Annotated in this window: 18 protein-coding genes; 11 read left to right on the forward strand and 7 right to left on the reverse strand. The window is 72.9% G+C overall.

Annotated elements, in window-relative coordinates:
- Positions 1–2 precede the first annotated feature (2 nt).
- Genes ACGRHY_RS05670 through ACGRHY_RS05680 form a run of 3 tightly spaced genes read right to left on the reverse strand, consistent with a single transcriptional unit; the run spans position 3 to position 4,104 of the window.
- Positions 3–1,691 (reverse strand): (2,3-dihydroxybenzoyl)adenylate synthase, encoded by a 1,689-nt coding sequence (locus ACGRHY_RS05670; protein ID WP_394637931.1) that lies wholly within the window; start codon positions 1,689–1,691, stop codon positions 3–5.
- The gene (locus ACGRHY_RS05675; RefSeq protein WP_394634303.1) at positions 1,691–2,761 is read right to left on the reverse strand and encodes a ketoacyl-ACP synthase III family protein; all 1,071 of its coding nucleotides are present in this window, start codon (positions 2,759–2,761) and stop codon (positions 1,691–1,693) included. Before ACGRHY_RS05675 ends, ACGRHY_RS05670 begins: the two co-directional genes overlap by 1 nt.
- Positions 2,758–4,104, reverse strand: coding sequence for a salicylate synthase (locus ACGRHY_RS05680; protein WP_394634304.1), 1,347 nt, complete (start codon positions 4,102–4,104; stop codon positions 2,758–2,760). Before ACGRHY_RS05680 ends, ACGRHY_RS05675 begins: the two co-directional genes overlap by 4 nt.
- A gap of 213 nt (positions 4,105–4,317) precedes the next feature.
- On the opposite strand from ACGRHY_RS05680, the gene ACGRHY_RS05685 reads away from it, so the two are divergent.
- Complete coding sequence (locus tag ACGRHY_RS05685; protein ID WP_394634305.1) at positions 4,318–4,734, forward strand: VOC family protein; 417 nt, start codon at positions 4,318–4,320, stop codon at positions 4,732–4,734.
- Between the two features lie 317 nt (positions 4,735–5,051).
- Here ACGRHY_RS05685 and ACGRHY_RS05690 read toward each other — a convergent pair whose 3' ends face one another.
- Positions 5,052–6,596, reverse strand: a complete 1,545-nt coding sequence (locus ACGRHY_RS05690) for a fused MFS/spermidine synthase (protein WP_394634306.1) — start codon at positions 6,594–6,596, stop codon at positions 5,052–5,054.
- Positions 6,597–7,277: 681 nt separating this feature from the next.
- Here ACGRHY_RS05690 and ACGRHY_RS05695 point away from each other — a divergent pair.
- The 10 genes from ACGRHY_RS05695 to ACGRHY_RS05740 all read left to right on the forward strand — a co-directional run bounded on the left by ACGRHY_RS05695 (position 7,278) and on the right by ACGRHY_RS05740 (position 18,563).
- On the forward strand, positions 7,278–8,447 hold the full coding sequence (locus ACGRHY_RS05695) for an LLM class flavin-dependent oxidoreductase (RefSeq protein ID WP_394634307.1): 1,170 nt from the start codon (positions 7,278–7,280) through the stop codon (positions 8,445–8,447).
- A gap of 156 nt (positions 8,448–8,603) precedes the next feature.
- Complete coding sequence (locus ACGRHY_RS05700; protein WP_394634308.1) at positions 8,604–9,890, forward strand: PQQ-dependent sugar dehydrogenase; 1,287 nt, start codon at positions 8,604–8,606, stop codon at positions 9,888–9,890.
- A 58-nt stretch (positions 9,891–9,948) separates the two neighbouring features.
- Positions 9,949–11,112: an inositol-3-phosphate synthase gene (locus ACGRHY_RS05705; protein ID WP_394634309.1), complete on the forward strand. Its 1,164-nt coding sequence runs from the start codon at positions 9,949–9,951 to the stop codon at positions 11,110–11,112.
- On the forward strand, positions 11,109–12,005 hold the full coding sequence (locus ACGRHY_RS05710; RefSeq protein ID WP_394634310.1) for an SCO3242 family prenyltransferase: 897 nt from the start codon (positions 11,109–11,111) through the stop codon (positions 12,003–12,005). Before ACGRHY_RS05705 ends, ACGRHY_RS05710 begins: the two co-directional genes overlap by 4 nt.
- On the forward strand, positions 12,002–12,895 hold the full coding sequence (locus ACGRHY_RS05715) for a sugar phosphate isomerase/epimerase family protein (RefSeq protein ID WP_394634311.1): 894 nt from the start codon (positions 12,002–12,004) through the stop codon (positions 12,893–12,895). Before ACGRHY_RS05710 ends, ACGRHY_RS05715 begins: the two co-directional genes overlap by 4 nt.
- Before the next feature lie 2 nt (positions 12,896–12,897).
- On the forward strand, positions 12,898–13,536 hold the full coding sequence (locus ACGRHY_RS05720; RefSeq protein WP_394634312.1) for an EboA domain-containing protein: 639 nt from the start codon (positions 12,898–12,900) through the stop codon (positions 13,534–13,536).
- Positions 13,533–14,393, forward strand: a complete 861-nt coding sequence (locus tag ACGRHY_RS05725) for a TatD family hydrolase (protein ID WP_394634313.1) — start codon at positions 13,533–13,535, stop codon at positions 14,391–14,393. Before ACGRHY_RS05720 ends, ACGRHY_RS05725 begins: the two co-directional genes overlap by 4 nt.
- Positions 14,390–15,493, forward strand: a complete 1,104-nt coding sequence (eboE, locus tag ACGRHY_RS05730; protein ID WP_394634314.1) for a metabolite traffic protein EboE — start codon at positions 14,390–14,392, stop codon at positions 15,491–15,493. Before ACGRHY_RS05725 ends, eboE begins: the two co-directional genes overlap by 4 nt.
- A complete protein-coding gene (locus ACGRHY_RS05735) occupies positions 15,490–16,878 on the forward strand; it encodes an alkaline phosphatase family protein (protein WP_394634315.1) in 1,389 nt (462 codons plus the stop codon). Before eboE ends, ACGRHY_RS05735 begins: the two co-directional genes overlap by 4 nt.
- Before the next feature lie 110 nt (positions 16,879–16,988).
- A complete protein-coding gene (locus ACGRHY_RS05740; RefSeq protein WP_394634316.1) occupies positions 16,989–18,563 on the forward strand; it encodes an MFS transporter in 1,575 nt (524 codons plus the stop codon).
- 99 nt (positions 18,564–18,662) lie between these two features.
- Here ACGRHY_RS05740 and ACGRHY_RS05745 read toward each other — a convergent pair whose 3' ends face one another.
- The 3 genes from ACGRHY_RS05745 to ACGRHY_RS05755 form a co-directional block, all read right to left on the reverse strand.
- Entirely contained in the window at positions 18,663–20,276 is a 1,614-nt protein-coding gene (locus ACGRHY_RS05745; RefSeq protein ID WP_394634317.1) for an outer membrane protein assembly factor BamB family protein, read from the reverse strand.
- Between the two features lie 83 nt (positions 20,277–20,359).
- Entirely contained in the window at positions 20,360–21,517 is a 1,158-nt protein-coding gene (locus ACGRHY_RS05750; RefSeq protein ID WP_394634318.1) for an epoxide hydrolase family protein, read from the reverse strand.
- A gap of 12 nt (positions 21,518–21,529) precedes the next feature.
- A complete protein-coding gene (locus ACGRHY_RS05755; RefSeq protein WP_394634319.1) occupies positions 21,530–22,921 on the reverse strand; it encodes an FAD-dependent oxidoreductase in 1,392 nt (463 codons plus the stop codon).
- Positions 22,922–22,929 lie beyond the last annotated feature (8 nt).

The following is a 22,929-nucleotide window of genomic DNA, read 5'->3' on the forward strand; positions in this document are numbered from 1 at the left end:
ATTCACCTCGTCGGTGTCGGCAAAGCGGTGCGGGAGGGCCTCTCCGGCCCGGAGCGCTCCCAGTCACGCGGGCGCGTCGGGTCGGCGGCGGCCGCGGAGAGGACCTTCTTGTCGATCTTCCCCAGCGGTGTGAGCGGCAGGTCCGGGACGTACTCGACCCGGTCCGGCAGCTTGAAGTCGGCCAGTCCCCGCTGCTGCAGGGAGGCCTTGAGCTCGGCGAGGGGCGGCTGCCCGTCCGGTCCGCCGCGGTGGACGAGGAAGACGTAGATCCGCTCGCCCAGGTACTCGTCCGGTACCGGTACCACGGCCGCGGCGGCGACACCGGGAACGGTCTGCAGATGGGCTTCGACCTCACCGGCCGCGATCTTGTCGCCACCGCGGATGACGACGTCCTTGATCCTCCCCTCGATCACGAGCCGGCCTTCCGGCGTGACGCGGGCGAGGTCCCCGGTGCGGTAGAAGCCGTCCTCGGTGAAGGCCCTGGCGTTGTGCTCGGGGGCCCGGTAGTAGCCGCGCAGGGTGTAGGGGCCGCGGGTCAGCAGCTCCCCGGTGCCGCCGGGCGGAACCGGCGCCCCGCGCTCGTCCACGATCCGCACCTCGTCGGCGTCCGACACCGGACGGCCCTGGGTGTGCAGTACGGAGTGGACGTCGTCGTCCGGCCGGGACATGGTGAGCAGCCCCTCGGCCATGCCGAACACCTGCTGCAGCCGGCAGCCGAGTTCCGGGGTGATCCGTGCGGCCAGTTCCGGTTCGAGCCGGGCACCTCCGATCTGCAGGATCGCCAGGCTGGACAGGTCCGCGTCCGACCACTCGCGCTCCTCCAGCCAGAGCCGGGCCACGGTGGGCACCACGGAGGTCACCGTGACCCGTTCCCGTTCGATCAGCCGGAAGCAGTCGTCGGCGGTGGGGTCGGGGGCGAGTACCACGGTGCCGCCCGAGGACAGCGTGCCGATCACGCCGGGGCAGCCCCAGGTGAAGTTGAACTCCACCGGGAGAGCGGCCAGATACACGGTCTCGGTGTTCAGGCCGACCAGCCGCGCCACGGTACGGGTCTGGTACGCGTAGTCGTCGTGGGTGCGCGGGATGAGCTTGGGCAGGGCGGTGGTGCCTCCCGACAGCAGGAAGAAGGCCACGTCGGACGGGTCGTTCGCAGGCAGCGGCCGCGGATCGGCGTCGACCCGGCTCAGGGGCACGACACCGTCGCCGCCCTCGCCGTCGTCCAGGACGAACAGCTTTCCGAGCGCGGGGAGTTCCGCGGCGAGCTGCCGGGCGAGCGCGGTGTGGTCGAAGCCGCGGAAGATTCCGGGCCCCACGTATCCGCTCGCCCCCGACAGCTCGCACAGGTGCCGTATCTCCTGGGCCCGGTGCGAGGTGAGCGAGAACACCGGTTTGGCGCCGGCCCGGAACAGGGCGAAGGCGACCTCCACGAATTCCGGGATGTTGGGCAGCTGGAGCACGACCCGGTCACCCGGCCCCACTCCCTGCCGGACGAAGCCGGCGGCCCTGCGCTCCACCCTGTCCGCCAGCTCGGCGTAGCTGATCCGCTCCTCGCCGGCGACCAGCGCCGTGGCGGAGCCGTACTCCTTCGCCCAGGCGCGGGGCAGCGTGCCCAGATCGGTCCCGCGCCACACCCCGGTACGGCGGTAGCGCTCGGACGTCTCGGCCGGCCACGGCGTGCAACCCTCGAGCATCACTGGTCCTCCTCTTCTCGTGTGCCGCCGTACCGGCGGTCGGCGGTGATCTCCACGACCGCGCAGGCGACTTCCATTCCGGGGCCCGCCGCGAGCAGCAGCACCCGGTCCCCCGGCACGACCTCGCCCCGTGTCCACAGGTGCTCCAGGCCGAGAAACGGGTCGGCCGCCCCCACGTGTCCGACCCCGCGGGTGAACTCCCAGGTCCCGGCGGACGCCTCGACGTCCAGCGGGTCGAGGTAGATGCTGTGCAGCGCGCCGTCGGCGTATCCGGTGTGGCAGATCCTGGCGACCTTCCCCAGATCGGTGCCGGACTCCTCCAGGACGCGGTCGACCGTGTCGGCGACCACCTCGCCGAAGTGGACCGTCGGCCCGGCCGCCCCCTGCTCCCACCGGCGGCGCATATGGGCGCTGCGCTCCTCGAAGTCCAGTGGGCGGCCCACGGTGACGCCGGGTGGGAAGAGCCGCTCGCCGGCCCGGTGCAGTTCCTCCATCGACGGGGCTGAGGCCGAACCGATGGACAGCAGCCGGGCGAATCCGTCCCGCCTCGACACCACGACGGAGGCACCGCCGTCCGCGAGCAGGAACAGCTTCGAGGCGTTCCAGCGGTCCACCAGCGGGACGGAGAAGTTGTCGCCGGAGGTGATCAGTACGGCGTCCCGCGAGGCGTCCGCGACCAGCCGGTGGGCGGCGATCTCCAGGGCTGCCAGCATGCCGACGCATCCGGGCCCGATCTGGGCGGCGGTGACCGGGCGGTCCAGGGTGTGCCGCAGGACGTAGTGCGGTGCCGACCAGCCGTCGGGCCCCTGGTGGTAGGTGGCGCAGTGCAGCAGCGCCCCGAAGTCGTCGGCGGTCAGGCCCGCGGCGGCGCTGCCGCGCAGCGCGGCCTCGGCGGCCCGTACCGCCATGTCGGGCGCGGGTACGTCTCCGGCGATCCGCACCGCCCGCATGCCGGACGCCTTCCGGTCGGCCGGGGCGTACCAGCCCTGCGCCACCGCCTCCTCGGTGCTCACCGGATCCGGCAGCCAACTGCCCATGCCGGCCAGGTGGATGTCGGCGGCGGGCCTCATCGCGCCGCCTCCGCGGTGGCCGGCACCAGGTACCGGGCCACACTGTCGAGCTTCTCGCAGGTCTCCTCGAACTCGCGCTCGGGTGTCGAGTGTCCGACGATGCCGGCGCCGGCCCGCAGCCAGGTGCGCCCGTCCTTGCGGTAGGCGCTGCGCAGCACCAGGGCCGCGTCCATGGCCCCGGCGTGGTCCACGGTGAGCACCGCCCCGCTGTACAGGCCGCGGGGTTCGGTCTCGTGCCGGCGTATCGAGTCGTATGCCGCCTCCTTGGGCACGCCGGAGGCGGTGACGGCGGGGAAGACGGCACCGAAGGCGTCCCAGGCCTCCCGGCCCGGGGCCAGCTTTCCGGCGACCCTGGAGGCGAGGTGCTGCACGCTGCCGCGCTCCCGGACGGCCATGAACTCCGGCACCTCCACGGACCCCTCGACACACACGTCGAGCAGTTCGTCCGCCCCGGTCTTGACCGAGATGGCGTGCTCGTAGACCTCCTTCGGAGAGCCGAACAGATCGGCCCGCAGGCTCTCGTTCACCAGCGCGTCCGGGGTGAGGGCGCGGGTGCCGGCCAGCGGCTGGCTGACCACCCGCCCGTCCTCGGAGACCTGCACGACGATCTCCGGGCTGAAACCGATCGCCTCGGTGCCGCCGAGGTTGAGCATGAAGGAACGAGCCGGGTTGTTGCCCCGGCGGCCCGCCACGTACGTCCCCGTCAGGTCGACCTCGCCCGGAACCTCGACGACCCTGGACAGGATCACCTTGTGCAGCTCGCCGGCGTTGATCTCGTCGACCGCCCGCCGCACCGCCTCGCGGTAGTGCGTGCCGTCCGTGGCGTACACGTCCAGCGGCCGAGGCCGGTCGAGCGTCTCCGGGACGGGGGCGGCCACGGTCTCCACCAGGGCGTCGAGCGCGGCCTGGTCGGCGGCGCGCAGCAGGGCGTGCCCCGCGCCGAAGCGGACCTCGGCCCGGGGCACGACGAGGTGCATCAGCCGTCCGTCACCGGCGTGCTCGCGGACACCGTCCTTGGCGTACGACAGCTCGAAGGCGGCCCAGCCGTAGGCCCGCCAGTACGGGACCTCGATCTGGTCCAGCAGTTCGGAGACCAGCCGCAGCGGCTGGTCCCTCCACGGCAGCACGACCTCGGGAAGCCCCTCCTGCCCGAGCCGGGCGCCGTCGCGGTCCAGGGTCAGCTCGGCGCGCACGCCACCCGCATAGGACCAGTTCCCCCCGTTCTCGTAGACCACGTACGACTCGTACAGCCCGGAGTCGGCGAGCCGGGCCGCGCACGTCAGCGGATCCTCGGTCAGCGTCAACTGGGTCTCGTAGTAGTGGCGCGAGGCGGTGATGTTCATCTGGGTGTCCCTCCGTGAGGCTGATACCTTCAAAAAGGTTACGGAGGTAACCTCCCGCGGTCCGCACCTCTCCGATCACCTCTGCTGATCGGCTTGCCAAGTCCGCATATCCGGCCGACACGGGGCTTTAGGACAGGAACTGACCTATTCGCGGCCTACTGTTGTCCCAACGCCGCAGCCCGAACGACGGCGCCGTTCAACGAAGGAGCGCAGATGCTGAAAGGCCTCACCACCGTCAGGTTCCACACCGCCGACCTGGCGGGTGCGAAGCGGTGGTACACCGAACTACTGGGCATCGAGCCCTACTTCGACCGGGCCGAGTACGCCGAGTTCCGGGTCGGCGACTACCAGCACGAGCTGGGGCTGCTGGACAGCAGGTACGTGCGGGACCTGGGGTCGCACGGCCGGTCGGCCCCCGACCCTTCCGGCACCGTCGTCTACTGGCATGTCGACAGCATCCGGACCGCCCTGGACCGGTTGCTGACCATGGGGGCCAAGGAGCACGAGCCTCTGCGCGAGTTCGGCGAGGGCTTCGTCGGCGCCTCGGTCGTCGACCCCTTCGGCAACATCCTGGGCATCATGGAGAACCAGCACTACCTGGACGTCCTGAACACTCGCGGGGAAGCCTGAGCGCACCGGTCCCGGAGTCCGAACGCCGGGGCCCGCCACCGGCCCCAGGCGCGGTGACCGCGCTCTTCCGGCCGCCGGGAAGCACTCCCACCGACGGAGCACGCGGCCATGACGGCCCCTCGGGCCGGGGGTCGGGCTCCGCTCCCGGCCGCGGGCGGTACGGCTCGGTCAGAGCCAGCTCGTCATCGGTCGGGTCGTCATGCGCCGTCCCACGGCCTGCGGTGGTGCCCGGCCGCACCGGCGCGTGCCGGGCCACGGGCGCACAGGCGCGGGGCGGCTCGTTCAGGCGCGCCGGCAGGGCCTGGACGCGCTTGCTGTCACCGGCCGTTCCGCGGGCCGTAGGGCCGGAGGAGCTGGTCGACGGGTGCGTGGTCGTCGGTGAGCAGCCGGGTGTCGCCGATCCAGGAGGCTAGGTCGTCGCCGGCGGCGACCTTCCAGCCGGTTCGCCGGGCGTCCAGTCCTTCCTGGGCCGCACGCAGGTCGACCGGCCGGTCGGAGGCGAGCACCACCAGGTTGCCGCCCTCGGGAGCGGCTGCCGGGTCGAGACCGATGTCGGCGGGTTCGCCGAGGAGGGCGACGTGCTCGAAGACCTCGCCGAGGGTGGCCGCTTCGGCGCGTGCGAAGGCCAGGTCACCGTGATCGATGAGGTTGGCGACGTACAGACCGTCCTCGTCGAGCACCCGCCGTACGTCGGTCATCGCCTCCACCGTGGTGAGGTGCCACGGTACGCTGACGCCCCCGAAGGCATCGCCGACGACGAGGTCACGGCTGCCGGTGTCCAGCCGCCGCAGGCCGAGCCTGCCGTCCTCCACGCGTACGTCGACGCCGGCTTCGGACCTCAGACCGAGTTGGTCGCGGTCGATGCGCACGACCCCGCCGTCGATCTCCGATACGACGCTGCGCGTCCCGGGCCGCGTGGCCGCGAGGTAACGGGGAAAGGTGAGCCCTCCGCCGCCCAGGTGGTGGGCGGCGAGTGGCCCACCTCCGGGAAAGGCGGCATCGACCACCGACGCGATGGCCCGCACGTACGCGAACTCCAGGAAGGCCGGGTCCTCGATGTCGACGTAGGAGTGCCGCAGGCCGTCCAGAACGAGTGTGCGGCCGCTGTCCCGGTCGGGGTCGGCGACGACCCGTGCGCAGTGGTACCTGGTCTCCGCGTCGCAGCCACCGGGCGCGACCGTGGTCGCCAGGCCGCCCGCGACGACCACGAGCGCCAGGGCGGGTGCGCCGCTCCACCCGCGCGCTCGCCACTCGACCAGCGCCGAGCCGGCCACCAGCAGTGTCCCGAGGCCGATCAGGATGCCGCTGACCGGCAGGCGCGACACGAGGACGAAGCCGGTCAGGACGGTGCCGAAGATGGCGCCGGCGGTGCCGACGCCGGACAGTCTGCCGACGACCGTTCCCGTCTCGGCGAGGCTGGTGAGACGCAGCTTGGTCACGATCGGCGTCACCGCGGAGAGCAGCGCGCCCGGCACGAGGATGGTCAGTGACGCGATCGGCAACAGCGCCGCCGGCGCCCACTCCGCCGTGCTGCGCAGCATGGCGGGGGTGAGCGCCACGACCGCTCCCGACACCCCGAGCGAGGGGCCCGGCAGCCGGCGCGGATCGACCCGGTCGGCGACGCGCCCGCCCAGCCAGGAGCCGAGGGCGATCGCGGTGAGGGCGATACCGATCACCATGGTGCTGGTCTCGAGGGTGAGGCCGAGGTAAGGAGCCAGCAGCCGCAGAGCGACGATCTCGACCACCAGGACCGCGGCCGAGGACCCGAACACGAGCACGGCGGCGGCACGGGAACCCAGGCCTTGGCCGCGAGGCACACCCCTGGCCACGGGCGGGGAAGACGGTTCGGTCACGGGCGACATCCTCACATGCGACGCATCGGCCGGACGGGTACGGCAAGCCCTCGTCCCCGCGGGGCCGCCCGGGCCACGCGGCACGGTGGCCGCCCCGTTCACCGCCCCGCTCCTGTTCGCGCGATACGGCCGGCAGGTGTCCACCACCGCGGTGAAACGAGCATCCGCGCGGAGGGGCAGGCGTCCACCATACGCGCAGTGGCCGATCTCGTGCCCGGTGTGCTCGCCGGGGAGCCGCTCGCTCACCACCTGGCACGACGGCGGCGTCAAGCGCGACCCGGCGCACGTGTCGGACGCGGCGGACGCGTTCCTGGCCGCGGCGACCGGCCGGAGGGGCTCACCGGCCGGCGCTGGCTCCCGGGCGCGGGGCGGGGCGGCCGCCCGCGCAGGCGGGACGCCCGGGGCAGGAGCGGCACCGCGGAGGTCCTGCCGCGTCCCGATGCCGGTGAACCCGCCCTGCGCATGCGGGCCTCCGGCGTACGCTCCGCCCCGGGGCAGCCGCTGGAGCCGGCGGGGCAGGCGGGGTCGTCCGGCCGGCGGGCGGCTCGCCGTGAGGCTGGAGACCGGCGAGCGGCCCCCGCGGGCGCCCCGGCGTCTGGGCAATATGGAAGATGGCCGGAGTCCGTCGCGCGGATAAATTGAGGCACGTCCAGAGCGGGCCTTACTGCGAGCAGAGGGGGCATTGGCGGCATGAGCCATATCGGCGACGACTCGGAAATCGTCAAGTTCATCTACTGGGACAACCTCACTTACGCACCGCCGGGATCACGCGACCCGGAGAAGTGGGACCCCCGGCTCGGGGCAGACATCTACGAGACTTATCTCGACCACTGTGTCGAGGCGGAGCGTCTCGGCTACGCCGGCCTCAGCATGCCGGAGCATTTCGGGCCGTCGTCGCTGGTCACCCACCCGAACATCATGCTGGCCGCGCTCGCGGCCAGGACCACCAGGGCACGGATCCTCTCGGGCGTGAACCTCGCTCTGCTGCACAATCCGCTGCACCTGGCCGAGCAGTTCGCCATGATCGACGTACTCTCGGGCGGTCGGCTCGAGGTGGGGCTCGGCCGGCGCGGTGACCGTGCCGCCTTCGAGCACGCGGCCGATCTGGTCGACGGTGTCCTCAACGAGATCGACCACCCGGTGGACAAGGCGGACCTGACACCGGCGCTGGCGCCCTTCGCGCAGGACGTCGAGACCGCCAGGGTCACCGTGTGGCCCAGGCCCGTCCAGCAGCGGGTGCCCCTGTGGGTGGCCGCGGAGACGGACGGTTCCCTCGCCACCGCGGCACGCCGTGGGTGGAACGTCTTCACCGGGCTGAACCTGGACCCGTCCGCCGGTGGTATGACGAAGGTCGACACCGGCGAAATGGTCGCGCGCCTGCACCGGTATTTCGAGATCGGCCGGGAACACGGGCATGAATTGTCCATGGCGAACGTAGCGGCGAGCTGCTTCACCGTCATCGCGGACACCGACATGGAAGCCGCGGAAATCATGCGCGACGGTTTCGCCTCGCATGTCGAGGCAGCCGGAGGGCACCTGGCCCGGCTGGCCGGCGCCGGTCCCGCCGAAGGCGCGCTGGAAACGCTGGCGAAGGAGGGCGACACCGGCGTACAGGGCGTGTTCGAGGCACCGGCGGATTCCTATCTCAGGAATCCTTTCGCCCTCGTCGGATCGGTCGAGACGGTCAGGGCGAAGCTGGACGCCCTGCTGTCGGCAGGCTTCAGGCGGTTCGTGCTGCTGTGCGGCGGAGTCGGCAACACCCACGAGATCGGCTGGCAGTCCGCGACCGCCATGGCCCACGACGTGGCGCCCGATCTCTTCTCCGCCGCGAAGTCCGGCCCGGACGAGGTCGCCGCCTGACGCGTGTCCCGGCCCGCGGACTCCGCCCGCTCCCCCGGTGTCGGAGCGCGCCGGGCCGGGGCGGTTTCCCGGGAGGCCGGGCCGGTTCCGGTATCTCCGCAAGACCTGTGATCCCGCATCGACCATCGTCCGGGCACGCCCTCTGGAGGAGCCTTCGTGTCTGTACCGACCACAGTGGCCGACGGGCTGGACTTCCCGACCAGCCTGGCCTTCGACAACGACCACGGTGTGTATCTGGCCGAGTCGGGGCTGCCGTTCGGCGGCGCCGAACCGGGGGGCCGGGTCTGGCGTCTCGGGCAGGACGGCGCCGACCACCGGCTCGTCGCCGACCGGCTGGCCCCGCCGGTGACCGGGCTGCTCTGGCACCGGGGCTCCCTGTACGTGTCCGAGGGCGGTGCCGGGCGGATCCTGCGGATCGGTCCCGACGGGCGGCGCACCGTCGTCGTCGACGGGCTGCCCGGCCCCGGCAACTACCACGTCGACATGGCGGTGGCGGGCCCCGACGACAAGCTGTACTTCGCCCAGGGTTCCATGTCGAACCTGGGGATCATCGGCCTGGACGCCTACGAACTGGGCTGGCTGGGCCGGCTCCCGCACTCGTACGACGTTCCCGGACTCGACATCGAGCTGACCGGCGTCAACGTCACCACCCGCGACCCGCTGTCCAGCGAACCCGGCGCACAGGCCGTCACCGGCGCGTTCGTGCCGTTCGGCACCGCCACCCGCCCGGGGCAGCGGATCGAGGCCGGACTGCCCTGCACCGCGGCTGTCATGCGCTGCGATCTCGACGGCGGCAACCTGGAACTGGTGGCCTGGGGCATCCGCAACGCCTTCGGGCTCGGCTTCCTGCCCGACGGCCGGCTGCTCGCGGTGGACCAGGGAGCGGACGACCGGGGCAGTCGCCCCATCGGCAACGCGCCCGACCTGCTGCTCGACGTACGCGAGGGGGCCTGGTACGGCTGGCCGGACTTCGTCGGCGGGATTCCCGTGACCGATCCCGGGTTCAAGCCCGAGCGCGGCCCCCAGCCGACGTTCCTGCTCGCCGACCACGACCGGCTGCCGCCCCCGGAGCGGCCCGTGCTCGACTTCGAGGCACATGTCGCTGCGACCAAGTTCGCCGTCGTCCCGCCGGGTTCGCCGTTCGCCGGGCAGCTGGTGGTCACGCTGTTCGGGGACGAGGCCCCGATGACGCTGCCGCCGGGCGGGCCGCAGCTCGGCCGGCACCTGCTGATGGTCGACCCCGACGGCTGGTCCACCCACGGTCTGGCGTCCGAGCCCGAGCTGCACCGGCCGATCGACGTCGGGTTCGCGTCCGGCGATCCGGCCCTGTTCGTCCTCGACTTCGGCGAGTTCGAGATGACCGACCACGGTGTCGAGGCCAGGGCCGGGTCCGGCCGGCTGCTGCGCTGGGAGGGATGGGACCGGCCCGGCGCGACCGGCTGAGCCGGGCCGCGCGCCGCGGGACGTCATCTCTCACCCGGTTGTGAAAGGAAGTCGCACGATGGAAGGCAGAAGTGGTCTGTGGCTGATCGGCGGCAGGGGTTCGGTGGCCACCACCGCCGTCTGCGGACTCGCCGCGCTCGGCGCGGGGCTGGTCCCGTCCACCGGCTCCGTCAGTGAGCGCCTGGACCTGGATCCGGCCGTTTTCCCCGGCTGGTCCGAGCTGGTGGTGGGCGGCCACGACATCGTCCGGACCCCGCTGCGCAAGCGGGCCGAGGAGCTCGCCGCCGCCGGTGTGCTGCCGGCCCGGCTGCCGGCGGCGCTGGCCGACGCGCTCGACGCGGCCGACCGCGACATCCGGCCGGGTCACGACCCCGCCGCCGGGCCCGACCGCCAGGTGGACGCCATCGAGCACCTGGCCTCCGACATCACGGAGTTCCGCCGCGCCCACGGCCTGGACCGGGTCGTGGTCGTCAACGTCTCCAGTACGGAGCCCCCCGTCCACTCGCTGCCCGAGCACGCGGATCTCGACGTCCTCAACAGCGCGCTCGCCTCCCCCGGACAGCGGGTGCTCCCGCCCAGCGCCCTGGCGGCCTACGCGGCCTTCCTCGCCGGCTGCCCCTACGTCGACTTCACGCCTTCGCCCAGTCTGCGCATACCCGCCGTGGTCGAACTGGCGCACCGCCGGAACCTGCCCTACGCGGGCAGCGACGGCAAGACCGGCGAGACCCTCCTGCGCAGCGCGCTGGCACCGATGTTCGTCGCGCGCGGACTGCATGTCCGCTCGTGGGCGGGCACCAACCTGCTCGGCGGGGGCGACGGCGCGAACCTCGCCCGGGAGGGCCGTGCGGCGGGGAAGCTGGCCTCCAAGTCCCGCGGGCTGGAGGCGCTGCTGGGCGGCAAGGCCGACGCGCCCCTGCACATCGACTACGTGCCCGACCTGGGCGAGCGCAAGGTGGCCTGGGACCACATCTCCTTCGAGGGTTTCCTGGGCGCGCAGATGAGTCTGCAACTCACCTGGCAGGGCCACGATTCGGCATTGGCGGCGCCCCTGGTCCTCGACCTGGCCCGGCTGGTGGCGGGCGCGCACGCGGCCGGTGAGTCCGGCCCCCTGGGGGCACTCGCCTTCTTCTTCAAGGACCCGGCCGGCAGCGACGAGCACCGGCTCGCCCAGCAGGAGCAGGACCTGGTGGCATGGGTGCGGCGCCTCGCGGTGTCCCGGTGAGGGCTCGGGCGTCCCGGCGCCGGCTGGGCGACTGGCTCGAACTGGTCCGCGCGCCCGCGGCTCTCACCGTGCTCGGCGACACGGTGGCCGGGGCGGCCGCCACCGGGCGGCCGCTGCGCGGACGGCGGCTGGCACTGCCGCTCGCCTCCGCCACGCTGTACTGGTCGGGCATGGCCCTCAACGACTGGGCCGACCGCTCCGTGGACGCGGACGAACGCCCCGAGCGTCCGATTCCGTCGGGACGGATCGCACCGGGGGCGGCCCTCGCCGTGGCCGCCGCGCTCAGCGGGGGCGGGCTCGCCCTGGCCGCCTTCGCCGGCGGCTCCGACGCCCTGCGCGCCGCGGCCGCGCTGACCACGGCGATCTGGGCGTACGACACCGTACTGAAGCGGACACGGGCCGCGCCGCTCGGCATGGCGGTCTGTCGCGGTCTCGACGTGCTGCTCGGCGCCGGGGGCGGGGCGTCCGCCCGCACCCCGGCGCTGGCCCTGGCGGCCCACACCTTCGGGGTGACCGCGCTGTCCCGGGGAGAGGTTCACGGCGGGCGCCGGGCCGAGGTCCGGCTGGCCCTCACCACCACCCTGCTGTCCGCGGCCCTGACCTGCGGCGGGCGAGCGCCCTCCGGGCGGCACCGGACGGCGGCCGTGCTGTGCTCCCTCGTCTACGGGGCCACCACCGCCACCGCTCAGCTCGCGGCGGCAACCGCGCGGCCCACCTCCGTCGGCCTGGTCGAGCCCGCCGCCGTCCGGGCCGCCACGGTGGCCGGCATCCACGGCATGGTGCCCCTCCAGTCCGGGCTGGCCGCGCGGTCCGGCTCGCCCGGGGCCGCCGCGCTGGTGCTGGGCGTCCTGCCACTGGTCCGGAGGCTGTCCACCGTACGGAGTCCGACATGAGTTCTTTCGATCTGGGTTACGGCACCAACGGGTTCTCCAACCACCGGCTGCACGACGCGGTGCGGGTCATCGCCGATCTGGGGTACACCGCGGTCGGCCTCACCCTCGACCATCACCACCTCGACCCGTTCGCCCCGGGCCTGGCACGGGCCACCGGGCGGCTGGCGACGCTGCTCTCGTCGCTGGGGCTGCGCTGCGTGGTGGAGACGGGCGCGCGCTATCTGCTCGATCCGACCCGCAAGCACCATCCGACCCTGGTCTCGGAACCGGCCGGGCAGCGGATCGACTTCCTGCTCCGCTCCGTGCGGATCGCCCAGTCGCTCGGCGCCGAGTGCGTGTCCTTCTGGTCGGGTGTGGGCGAGGCGGGGGTGTCCGGGGAGACCAACCGGGACCGGCTGCTCAGGCATCTGGACCCGGTGCTCGACGAGGCGTCGGGACGGGGGGTCCGGCTCGCTCTGGAGCCCGAACCCGGCATGGTCGTCGAGCGGCTCGACCAGGCGTTGGAGGTGCGCCGGGCACTCGGCGAACCCGAACCGCTGGGCATCACCCTGGACGTGGGGCACTGCGTCGCCGTGGAACCGGCGAGCACTACGGAGTGCGTCCGGCGGGCCGGGCGGCTGCTGTTCAACGTCCAGCTGGACGACATGCTGCCGGGAGTGCACGAGCACCTCGAATTCGGAGAGGGGCGGCTCGACCTCGCCGGCACGCTGGCCGCGCTCGACGGGATCGGGTACCGAGGCGTCGCCGCCGTCGAGCTCCCGCGGCACAGTCACGCCGCGCCCCGGGTCGCGTCGAGGGCCCTGGCGGCGCTCCGCCGGGCCCGGGGCGGGGCGGCCGGTCAGCCGGCGCGCGCCTGCGCGCCGACGCCGTCCGCGATCGGGGACCGATAGCAATGGCGCCCACGGCCCCGGGGCAGGACGACAGGCTCGCGGCCGCGGAACGGCGCGTCCGGGACCGGCCCTCCGCCATCCACGAGGAGTACCCGCTGGTCGGATGGCATCCCGTCCGGCACGGTACCGACCCCGACGCCCTCGTCCTGGGCACCGATGACGACCGGGCCCGCGCCCGGCTGCTCGCGGTCCTGGCCGAGGTACTGCCGGCAGGAGAGCTGGAGCGCGAGACCGAACGGCTCTACCGGCACGGGGACGACGCCGAACGGCGGGGGGTGCTGCGCTCCCTGTCCGTGCTGCCCGCCACATCGGCCCGGCTCGGTCTCGCGCTGGTCGCGGACGGCCTGCGCAGCAACGACCCGCGGCTGGTCGCGGCGGCGATGGGTCCGTTCGCCGCCATGCACCTGGAGCAGCCGGCCTGGCGGCAGGGCGTGCTGAAGTGCCTGTTCGTCGGGGTACCGCTGGCGGCGGTGGCGGACCTCGGCAGGCGGGCCGACGCCGAGTTGCTCCGGATGGCCCGCGACCTGGCCGAGGAGCGCCGGGCCGCCGGGCGGGAGATCGGCCCCGACCTGTGCGTGCTGCTCGGCATCGACGTACCGCCCACCCCGGTGCAGTCGCGAGGAGAGGACGACGTCCGATGAGGATCTTCGATCCGCACATCCACATGACCTCCCGTACCACGGACGACTACGAGAACATGCACGCTGCCGGTGTCCGGGCCGTGGTCGAGCCCGCCTTCTGGCTCGGCCAGCCGCGCACCGGCGTGACGTCCTTCACGGACTACTTCGACAGCCTGATCGGCTGGGAGCGGTTCCGGGCCGCACAGTTCGGCATCAGCCACAACTGCACGATCGCTCTGAACCCGAAGGAGGCCAACGATCCCCGCTGCGCGGAGGTGCTGGACGTGCTGCCGCGCTACCTCGGCAAGAACGGGGTGGTGGCGGTCGGGGAGATCGGCTACGACTCGATGACCGCGGCCGAGGACGAGGCCTTCACTCGTCAGCTTGCACTCGCGGTCGAGCGGTCCCTCCCGGTCCTGGTGCACACCCCGCACCGGGACAAGCGGGCCGGCACCCGCCGCAGCCTGGACGTGGTCCGCGAGTCCGGCATCGACCCGGGGGCCGTGCTGGTGGACCATCTCAACGAGGTCACGGTGCGGATGGTCGCCGACTCCGGCTGCTGGATGGGCTTCTCCATCTACCCCGAGACCAAGATGGACGAACACCGCATGGTCGCCGTACTCATGGAATACGGCACGGACCGGATCCTGGTCAACTCGGCGGCGGACTGGGGCCGGTCGGACCCGCTCAAGACCCGGCGGGTCGGCCTGGCGATGCTGGCGGCCGGGTTCGGCGACGCCGAGGTCGACCGGGTGCTGTGGCAGAACCCGGTCGAGTTCTACGGGCGCGGCGGACGCCTGATCCTCGGCGAGGACCGCGAAGCCGGCGCCGGACCGGCCCTGTACGAGGGCAATTCGGTGCTGCGGGGCCAGTCGTGAGCCGGCTGTGCTACTGCACCAACGTCCATCCCGCGGAGGACCTGGCCGGAGTGCTCCGCCAGCTCGACACCCACGCGGTCCCGGTACGCGAACGGCTCGGGCGCGACCGCCTCGGCCTCGGGCTGTGGCTGGCCGCCGAGGCCGCCGCGGAACTGGCCGCGGACCCGGCCGCGCTGCGCCGGCTGCGCGCCGAACTGGACGCCCGCGGCCTGTCGGTGCTGACCCTGAACGCGTTCCCCTACGGCGGCTTCCACCAGCGGGTCGTCAAGCACACCGTGTACCGCCCGGACTGGGCCGATCCGGCCCGCGCCCGCTACACCGCCGACTGCGCGTACGTGCTGGCCGGACTGCTGCCGGACGACGCCGGCGGCGGCAGCCTGTCCACGCTGCCGCTCGGCTGGCGCAGCCCGTGGCCGCCCGCCGCCGACCGGGCCGCCGAGTCGGCGCTGACGTGGACCGCCGGCGAGCTGCGGAAGGCTTCCGCGCAAGCCGGGCGTCCGCTGCGGCTCGCGGTGGAGCCGGAGCCGGGCTGTGTCCTGGACACCGTCGCGGACGCCGTGCGCTGGCTCGCGCCCCGGGTGGACCCCGAGGTCATCGGTGTCTGCCTGGACACCGCCCATCTCGCCGTCTCCTTCGCCGACCCGGAGCAGACGGTCGCCGCCATCGAGCGGGCCGGTCTCGCGGTCGTCAAGATCCAGGCGTCGTCGGCCCTGCATGTCGACGATCCCCGCGCTCCGGAGGCCCGCCGGCTGCTCGCCGAGTACGCCGAGCCCCGCTACCTCCACCAGGTCAGGGAGTGGGGCGGCCAGGGCCGGGTGCGCGCGGCCGACGACCTCCCGGAGGCTCTGGAGGGGCTTCCCGGTGAGGGGGCCTGGCGGGTGCACTTCCACATCCCGCTGCACGCGGAACCCGCGCCTCCGCTGAGAGGCACCACCGATGTACTGCGCCGGGCCGTGGCGGCCGTACGGGACCGGACCGTGGTCGAGGTGGAGACGTACACCTGGCAGGTGCTGCCCGGAGGCGCCGACCCCGTCGACGGTATCGCCGCCGAACTCCGCTGGGCCGAGCGGGAGCTGCTGGACGAAGGGCGAGCGACATGAAGCCGGTGGTCGTCCTGAACGTGGTCGGCCTGACGCCGCGCCTGCTGCCGGCCATGCCGAACCTCTCCCGGCTCGCCGCACGGGGCGGGTCCGCCCCGCTGCGCACCGTCCTGCCCGCCGTCACGTGCACGGTCCAGTCCACCCTGCTCACCGGGCGGCTGCCCGTCGACCACGGCATCGTCGGCAACGGCTGGTACTTCCGCGAACTCGGCGAGATCCACCTGTGGCGGCAGCACAACCGTCTGGTCGGGGGCCCGAAGGTGTGGGAGACCGCCCGCGCCCGGCATCCCGGCTACCGCGTCGCGAACGTCTGCTGGTGGTACGCCATGGGTGCCTCCACCGACATGCTGGTGACGCCGCGCCCGGTCTACCACGCCGACGGGCGCAAGTCACCCGACTGCTACACGCGGCCGCCGGCCCTGCACGACCGGCTCACCGCGGAACTCGGCCCCTTCCCGCTGTTCCGGTACTGGGGTCCGACCGCGGGGCTGGCCTCCAGCCGGTGGATCGCCGCGGCCACCCGCCGCATCCTGCGCACCGAGCGCCCCGACCTGGTACTGGCCTACGTGCCGCACCTGGACTACGACCTCCAGCGCTTCGGCCCGGACTCCCCGCAGGCGACGGCCGCCGCCCGGGCCGTCGACGCCGAGCTCGCGCCGCTGCTGGACGAGGCCGCCCGGGACGGCGCGACCGTGATCGCGCTCAGCGAGTACGGCATCACCGCGGTCGACCACCCCGTGGACATCAACCGGGCGCTGCGCCGCGCCGGCTGGCTGGAGGTGTACACACAGGCCGGAATGGAGTACCTCGACCCCTGGGCCTCGCGGGCCTTCGCGGTCGCCGACCACCAGACCGCGCATGTCTACGTCGCCGACGAGGCCGATGTGCCCAAGGTGCACGACCTGCTCACCCGGCTGCCCGGCGTGGCCGAGGTGCTGGGCCGGGAGGAGCAGGCCCGGTACGGGCTCGACCACCCCCGCTCCGGCGAACTGGTGGCCGTGGCCGCGCCGGACGCGTGGTTCACGTACTACTACTGGCTGGACGACGCCCGTGCCCCCGACTTCGCCCGCTCGGTCGAGATCCACCGCAAGCCGGGCTACGACCCGGCCGAACTGTTCTTCGATCCGGCGGACCGGTTCGTCAAGGCCAAGGCGGCGCTTGGCCTGGCCCGCAAGAAACTCGGCCTGCGCTACACCATGAACGCGGTGCCGCTGGAACCTTCCTGTGTCCGAGGCTCGCACGGGCGGCTCCCGGACTCGCCCTCCGACGGCCCCGTCGTGCTGTGCTCCGACCCCGACTGGCGACCCGCCCTCACGTCCGCCGGCGCCCTGCGCGCGGTCGACCTTCCGGACCTGCTGCTGGGTCTCCAGGGCCTGCGGGGCTGATCGGCCCTTCGCCCGGACGTGTCCCGGACGCCGAAAGCGCGTGCCCGGCCCGACGCCACGGTTACCAGGGCATCCCGGTGTCACCACGCCGGCCATTGGAAGGGACCTCCATGAGCACCACCGCACCATCGGGCGGACCGGCCCCGCGCGCCGGCAGGCGGCAGTGGATCGGACTGGCCGTGCTGGCCCTGCCGACCCTGCTGGTCTCGATCGACGTGTACGTCATGCTGCTCGCGCTGCCCGCGCTGTCCACCGCGCTCGGCGCGAACAGTGTTCAGCAGCTGTGGATCACCGACATCTATCCCTTCGTACTCGCCAGTCTGCTCATCACCATGGGCACGCTCGGCGACCGGATCGGCCGGCGCAGACTGCTGCTCGTCGGCGCCGCGGCCTTCGGCATCGCGTCCGTGGGCGCCGCCTACGCCACCGGCCCGGGCACACTGATCGCGGCGCGCGCCCTCATGGGCGTCGCCGGGGCCACGCTCGCCCCGTCCACCCTCTCCCTGATCTCCACCATGTTCCCGGACCCCCGGCAGCGCGGTACGGCGATCGGGATATGGGGCGCGTGCTTCTCCGTCGGTGCCGTCGTCGGCCCGCTGGTCGGCGGTCTCATGCTGGCCCGCTTCTGGTGGGGCTCGGCCTTCCTCCTCGGAGTGCCCGCCCTGGTGCTCCTGCTGGTCCTCGGGCCGGTACTGCTGCCGGAGTACCGCAACCCGGAGGCCGGCCGCCTCGACCTCGTCAGTGTGACGCAGTCGGTCGCCGCCGTCTTCCCGGTCGTCTGGGGCATGAAGGAGCTCGCCACGGAAGGCTGGGACACCCTGCCGATCGTCGCCGTCCTGGCCGGCATCGGCTCCGGCGTCGTGTTCGCCCGCCGCCAGCGGACCCTGTCCGACCCGCTGCTCGACCTCGGTCTGTTCTCCCGGCGCCGCTTCTCCGCGGCGCTGGTCAGTCTGTTCCTCGGCACCATGCTCACCGGCGCGGTGATGTACTTCGTCACCCAGTCGCTGCAACTGCTCTACGGGCGCGACCCCTTGAGCGCCGGCGTGCTGATGCTGCCGGCGATCGTCACCAACACCGTCGGCTTCGTCCTGGCCCCGAGGCTCGGGCAGCGGTTCCGGCCCGCCCACCTCATCGGCTCCGGCCTGCTCGTGTGCGTCCTCGGCATGGCACTGATCACCCAGGTCCGGGCCGATGCCGGTCCGGCGCTGCTGATCACCGGCTTCGCCGTGGTCTACCTGGGCGCGGGACCCATGGTGACCCTCGGCATCGGCTTGGTGATCGGCTCCGCACCACAGGAGAAGGCCGGTTCCGCCGCGGCCCTGAACGAGACCAGCGGCCAGCTCGGCTTCGCTCTGGGCATCGCGGTTCTCGGCAGCATCGGCACCGCGGTCTACCGGGCCGCGCTCGCCCTGCCGGCGGGGCTGCCCGCGCGGGCTGCGACGGCGGCCGGGGATTCGCTCGCGAGCGCCGAGGAGGCCGCACGCGCGCTGCCCGGCCGGACGGCCGAGGCCCTCCTCGACCCCGCCCGCGCGGCCTTCACCGCGGAACTCCACCTCGTGGCCACCGTCGCGGGTGCCCTGCTGCTCGTCACGGCCGGCCTGGTGACCGCCTTGCTCCGGCACGTCCCTCCCACCGGCCGCCGGCAACCCGCCGAGGACGGCTCCGGCGGCGTCCCCACGGCCTGACGCCCCGTACGGCGCAGCCCCGGACCATGTCACGGTCCGGGGCTGCGCCGCGGGCTCGTTCGGGCTGTCCCTACGCCGGGGCGGCCCGAACGAGAGGGCCTAGTCGTTCGGACGGTCGCCGCCCAGGGAGTAGGCGACGAGCGCGGGCCTCGCGTCCTTGTCGTCCCCGGCGACACCGGCGCCCACCAGCAGCATGTCGCCGCTGACGGCCGGGAACGAGTTGATGCCGGCCGGCGCGGTGCCGGTCCACAGGGTCTTGCCGGTACGGATGTCGAAGGCGAAGATCCGGCCGTCGTACGTGCTGCTGAACACCACGTCGTTGGTCACCGTCGCCGCGCCGAGGGGCATCTGCGGCAGATCGCGCTTCCAGCGCACCTCACCGGTCCGCGTGTCGAGCGCCGCGAGCCCGCCACGGCCGCCGTCGGTGCCCGGATAGGACATGCCGCCGGTGGCGCTCATCTCGGCCGGGAGGTCGACCCAGGGCACGAAGACCAGTCCTTCCGCGGCGGCCATCGGTGTCTCGACCCCGCCGAGGACGCCCGGGTAGATGGTGACCGGCTCGTCCGGCAGCGGGCCCTCGTCGTTGAGATGGATGCCGACCGACCGGGTCCACAGCGGTGTGCCGTCGTCGGCGCGGTAGGCGAAGACCTTGCCCATCTTGCCCGCCACGATCACGATCTCGGTCCGCCGCCCGTCGATCGGCACGGTGGTGATGATGGGCGAGATCTGAAGGTCGTAGTCGCGTATGTCGTGCGGCAGAGCCTGGCGGTACCAGAGCAGTTCCCCGGTACGGCCGTCCAGGGCCACCAGGGAGTTGGTGTAGAGGTTCGGGCCCGGCCGGCTGCTGCCGTTGGGGTACTCGGGAGTGCCGGGCATCGGCGCCGGGTTACCGACGGCCAGGAAGACCCGGCCCCGCTTGTCGACGGCCGGCGGGAACCAGAGGCCACCGCCTGAGTTGATCTCCGGGTGACCCCACAGGTCGCCGTCCTTGACGGTGTTGAAGCTCCATCTCGGTTTGCCGGTGGCCATGTCGAGGGCCCAGACGGTCCCCATCGTTCCGGGCACGTACTCCCCGAACGTCGACGGTACGGTGCTGACCAGGACGGTGCGCCCGTAGACCTGGGGGGCGACGTCGACCCCGCCCTTCCCGGCGTCGATCAGGTGCCTCGACCACACGGTCCGCCCGGTGCGGGCGTCCAGGGCGAAGGCACCGGTGAAGGTGGTGCCCAGGAGCAGCCCCTTGCTGTACGCGACGCCGTTCGGACCGACGCTGGGATCGTCGAACTCACGCTTCCAGCGGAGTCGGCCCGTCTCCTTGTCCACCGCGTGGACGTTGGAGTTGAGGTCGATGAAGTACACCGTCCCGCCCACCACGATCGGGTTGGAGGCCATCAGGCCGGCGAAGGTGGGCTTGCCGGTGAGCGGCAGCCGCCATTTCACCTCAAGATCGCGGACGGTCTCGGAGTTGATCGGAGTCCGGGTGGTGGCCCGGGTGTTGGAGAGGTCGCCGTTGGCGATCAGCCAGTCGGCCGTTCGCTCGTGGCCGCGCACCAGCGGCTCCGGCGCCACCGCCACGCTGGTGCCGGCCGGGCTGTTGCAGCCTGCCCCGACGAGCACCCCCAGCAGGGTCAGCCCCGTCAGGCCGATCCGGCCCGCCCTGATTCGTCTGCCGCGGCGGGTCCCGCGGGCGTTTGCGATTGCTGTGGCTGTCAAACCGGCCTCATTTCCGCCCGGCACCGGTCCGCCGATCCGGGCTGCTCGAAGTGCTGTGTTTCCCGGGGAGAGGCGCCGCGGTGTCAGCGCCGCGTACGCGCGAACGCCCGGACGTCGCCGACGAACAGCTCCGGCTGCTCCAGGGCAGCGAAGTGCCCGCCCCGGTCGAATTCGGACCAGCGGGTGAGGGTCGGGAGGATCCGCTCCGCCCAGCGGCGGACCGGCCGCACGGCGTCGTGGGGGAAAACGGCCACCCCGACGGGCATGGCCAGCGGCCACGGGCCGGCCCAGGTCCGCAGGAAATCGGCGTCCAACCGGTTGGACTCGTAGTAGAGCTGGGCACTGGGACCGGCGGAGGCGGTGAACCAGTAGATCGAGGCGTTGGTCAGCAACCAGTCCCGGCTCACCGGGATCTCCACCGCCGACTCGGCCGCCGTCCATTCCTTGAACTTCTCGGCGATCCAGGCTAGCTGGCCGACCGGCGAGTCGGTCAGACCGTACGCCAGGGTCTGCGGCCGGGTGGACTGGATCTTCCGCCACCCGGCGCCGTCCTGCTCGAACGCGGCCGCGAACTCCAGGCGGGCACGGTCCCGGGAGTCCAGGCGGTCGAGTTCGGCCGGATCCTCCGGCGGCAGGGTGACGAACATGTTGAGGTGGACGCCCGCGACGTGCTCGGGATCGGCCAGGGCCGTGCGCAGCGAGACCGGCATCCCCCAGTCGCCGCCCTGGACGAGGTACCGCCGGTAGCCGAGCCGGTGCATCAGCTCGGCCCAGGCCCGGCCGATCCGGGCGGTGTCCCACCCGGCCTCCCGCGGGCGGCCCGAGAAGCCGTAGCCGGGCAGCGAGGGAATGACCAGGTGGAACGCGTCGGCGGGATCCGCGCCGTGACTGCGCGGATCGGTCAGCGGCCCGATCACGTCCAGGAACTCGGCCACCGAACCGGGCCAGCCGTGCGTGACGATCAGCGGCATGGCGTTCGGCTCGGGTGAGCGGATGTGCAGGAAGTGGATGTCGACACCGTCGATCTCGGTGCGGAACTGCGGGAAGGAGTTGAGGTGTTCCTCGACCCGGTGCCACTTGAAGCCGGTACGCCAGTACTCGGCGAGTTCCCGCAGCCAGGAGACCGGGACCCCGCGCTGCCAGCCCGCGCCGGGCGGCTCGTCCGGCCAGCGGGTGGCGGCGAGTCTGCGCTCCAGGTCCTCCACGGCCTCCTGACCGACAGCGATACGGAAGGGACGCATGGCAAGTGCCTCTCAGCTGGGCCGTCGTGCGACGTGGGTCGGCGTGGGTCCGGTGGCGGCCGCGCCCGCCGGTGGGCGGAACGAGTGCCGCAGTACGCGGAGCAGTGCCCTGGGCCGCATCAGCGACGCGGGGGGGTCGATCAGCCCGGCCGCGCGGATGAAGGCGTTGGTGAGTTCGGCGTCGTGGGTGGCGGCGCGCTGCAGCCGGCCGACATAGGCGTTGGCCAGGCGGACCCGGGGCGTTCGGCGGCCCTCGACGCCGCGGTAGCCGAGATCGGCGCCGGCCGCGAACTCCCAGGGCGCGTCGACGACGGCGGCGACCTCCTGGAAGAAGCGCCGGAAGTCCGGTGGCGCACCGAACCTCAACTGGCTCCGCAGAGCCAGCGTTTCGAGCGCCGCGACCGACATCCCCTGTCCGTAGACCGGATTGAAGCTGCACACGGCGTCCCCCATGACCAGGAAGTTCCCGGGAAAACGGGTCAGCCGCTCGTAGTGGCGCCGTACGCTGGCGGGGAACTTGAACGTCCCCGAGTCGAGGGTCGGCGTGGCCCGGCGGACGGCGTCGTAGATGTCCGGCACCGGCAGCGACCGGGTGAACGCGAGGAACCCGTCGAGATCCGCCGGCGGATGGTCGCCGAGGATGCCGGTGAGCGACAGCTGCACCTGGCCGTCGTCACCGGGCATCCGGTAGAAGAACGCCCCCCGCGGATGCGACGGGGTCGCCACCGGGATGATCGCGAGCTCCTTGCCGAACGGATCGGTGTCGAGCGCGAAGTGGCGCGTGGTGTAGGCCAGGTCGACCCTGATCCTGGACTCCTGGGGGCGCTGGTAGCCGAGTTCCTCCAGCCAGACCGGGGTGCGCGAGCCGCGTCCGGTGATGTCGACGACCAGATCGGCCGGCAGCACCTCGGGAGAGCCGCCGCCCCGGCGCTGCACCCGGGCTCCCACGACCCGACGCCGGTCGGCACCGGTCTCCACACCGAGGATGTCGTGGCGCTCCAGGAAGGTGACCCCGGGCATGTCCTGGACCCGGCGACGGACGTGGTACTCCAGCACCGGCCGCGTCGCGGGCACCGACAGCAGTCCGGAGTGGCCGGCGGCGAGCCGGTGGCCGTTGAAGTACCAGCGGATGGCGCTGCCGAAGTCACCCGGCCGGACACCGGCCGTGCGCAGTTCCTCGGTCAGGCCGGGGAAGAGTTCCTCGAAGACCTGCTGGCCGCGGGCCACCAGACCGTGCGCATGGCGTCCGTGCGGGGCACCGCGCCGCGCCCCGGTGACACCGTCCAGTTCGTCCCGGTCGACGACCAGGACCTCGGCGTACGCCTCGGCCAGTACGGTGGCGGCCAGCAACCCCGCCATGCTGCCGCCGAGCACGATCGCGCGCTCCCCTATCTGACGGCCCATCGCCGGCA

This window comes from Streptomyces shinuiensis (assembly GCF_043660855.1).
In the GTDB taxonomy this organism is placed as follows: Bacteria; Actinomycetota; Actinomycetes; order Streptomycetales; family Streptomycetaceae; genus Streptomyces.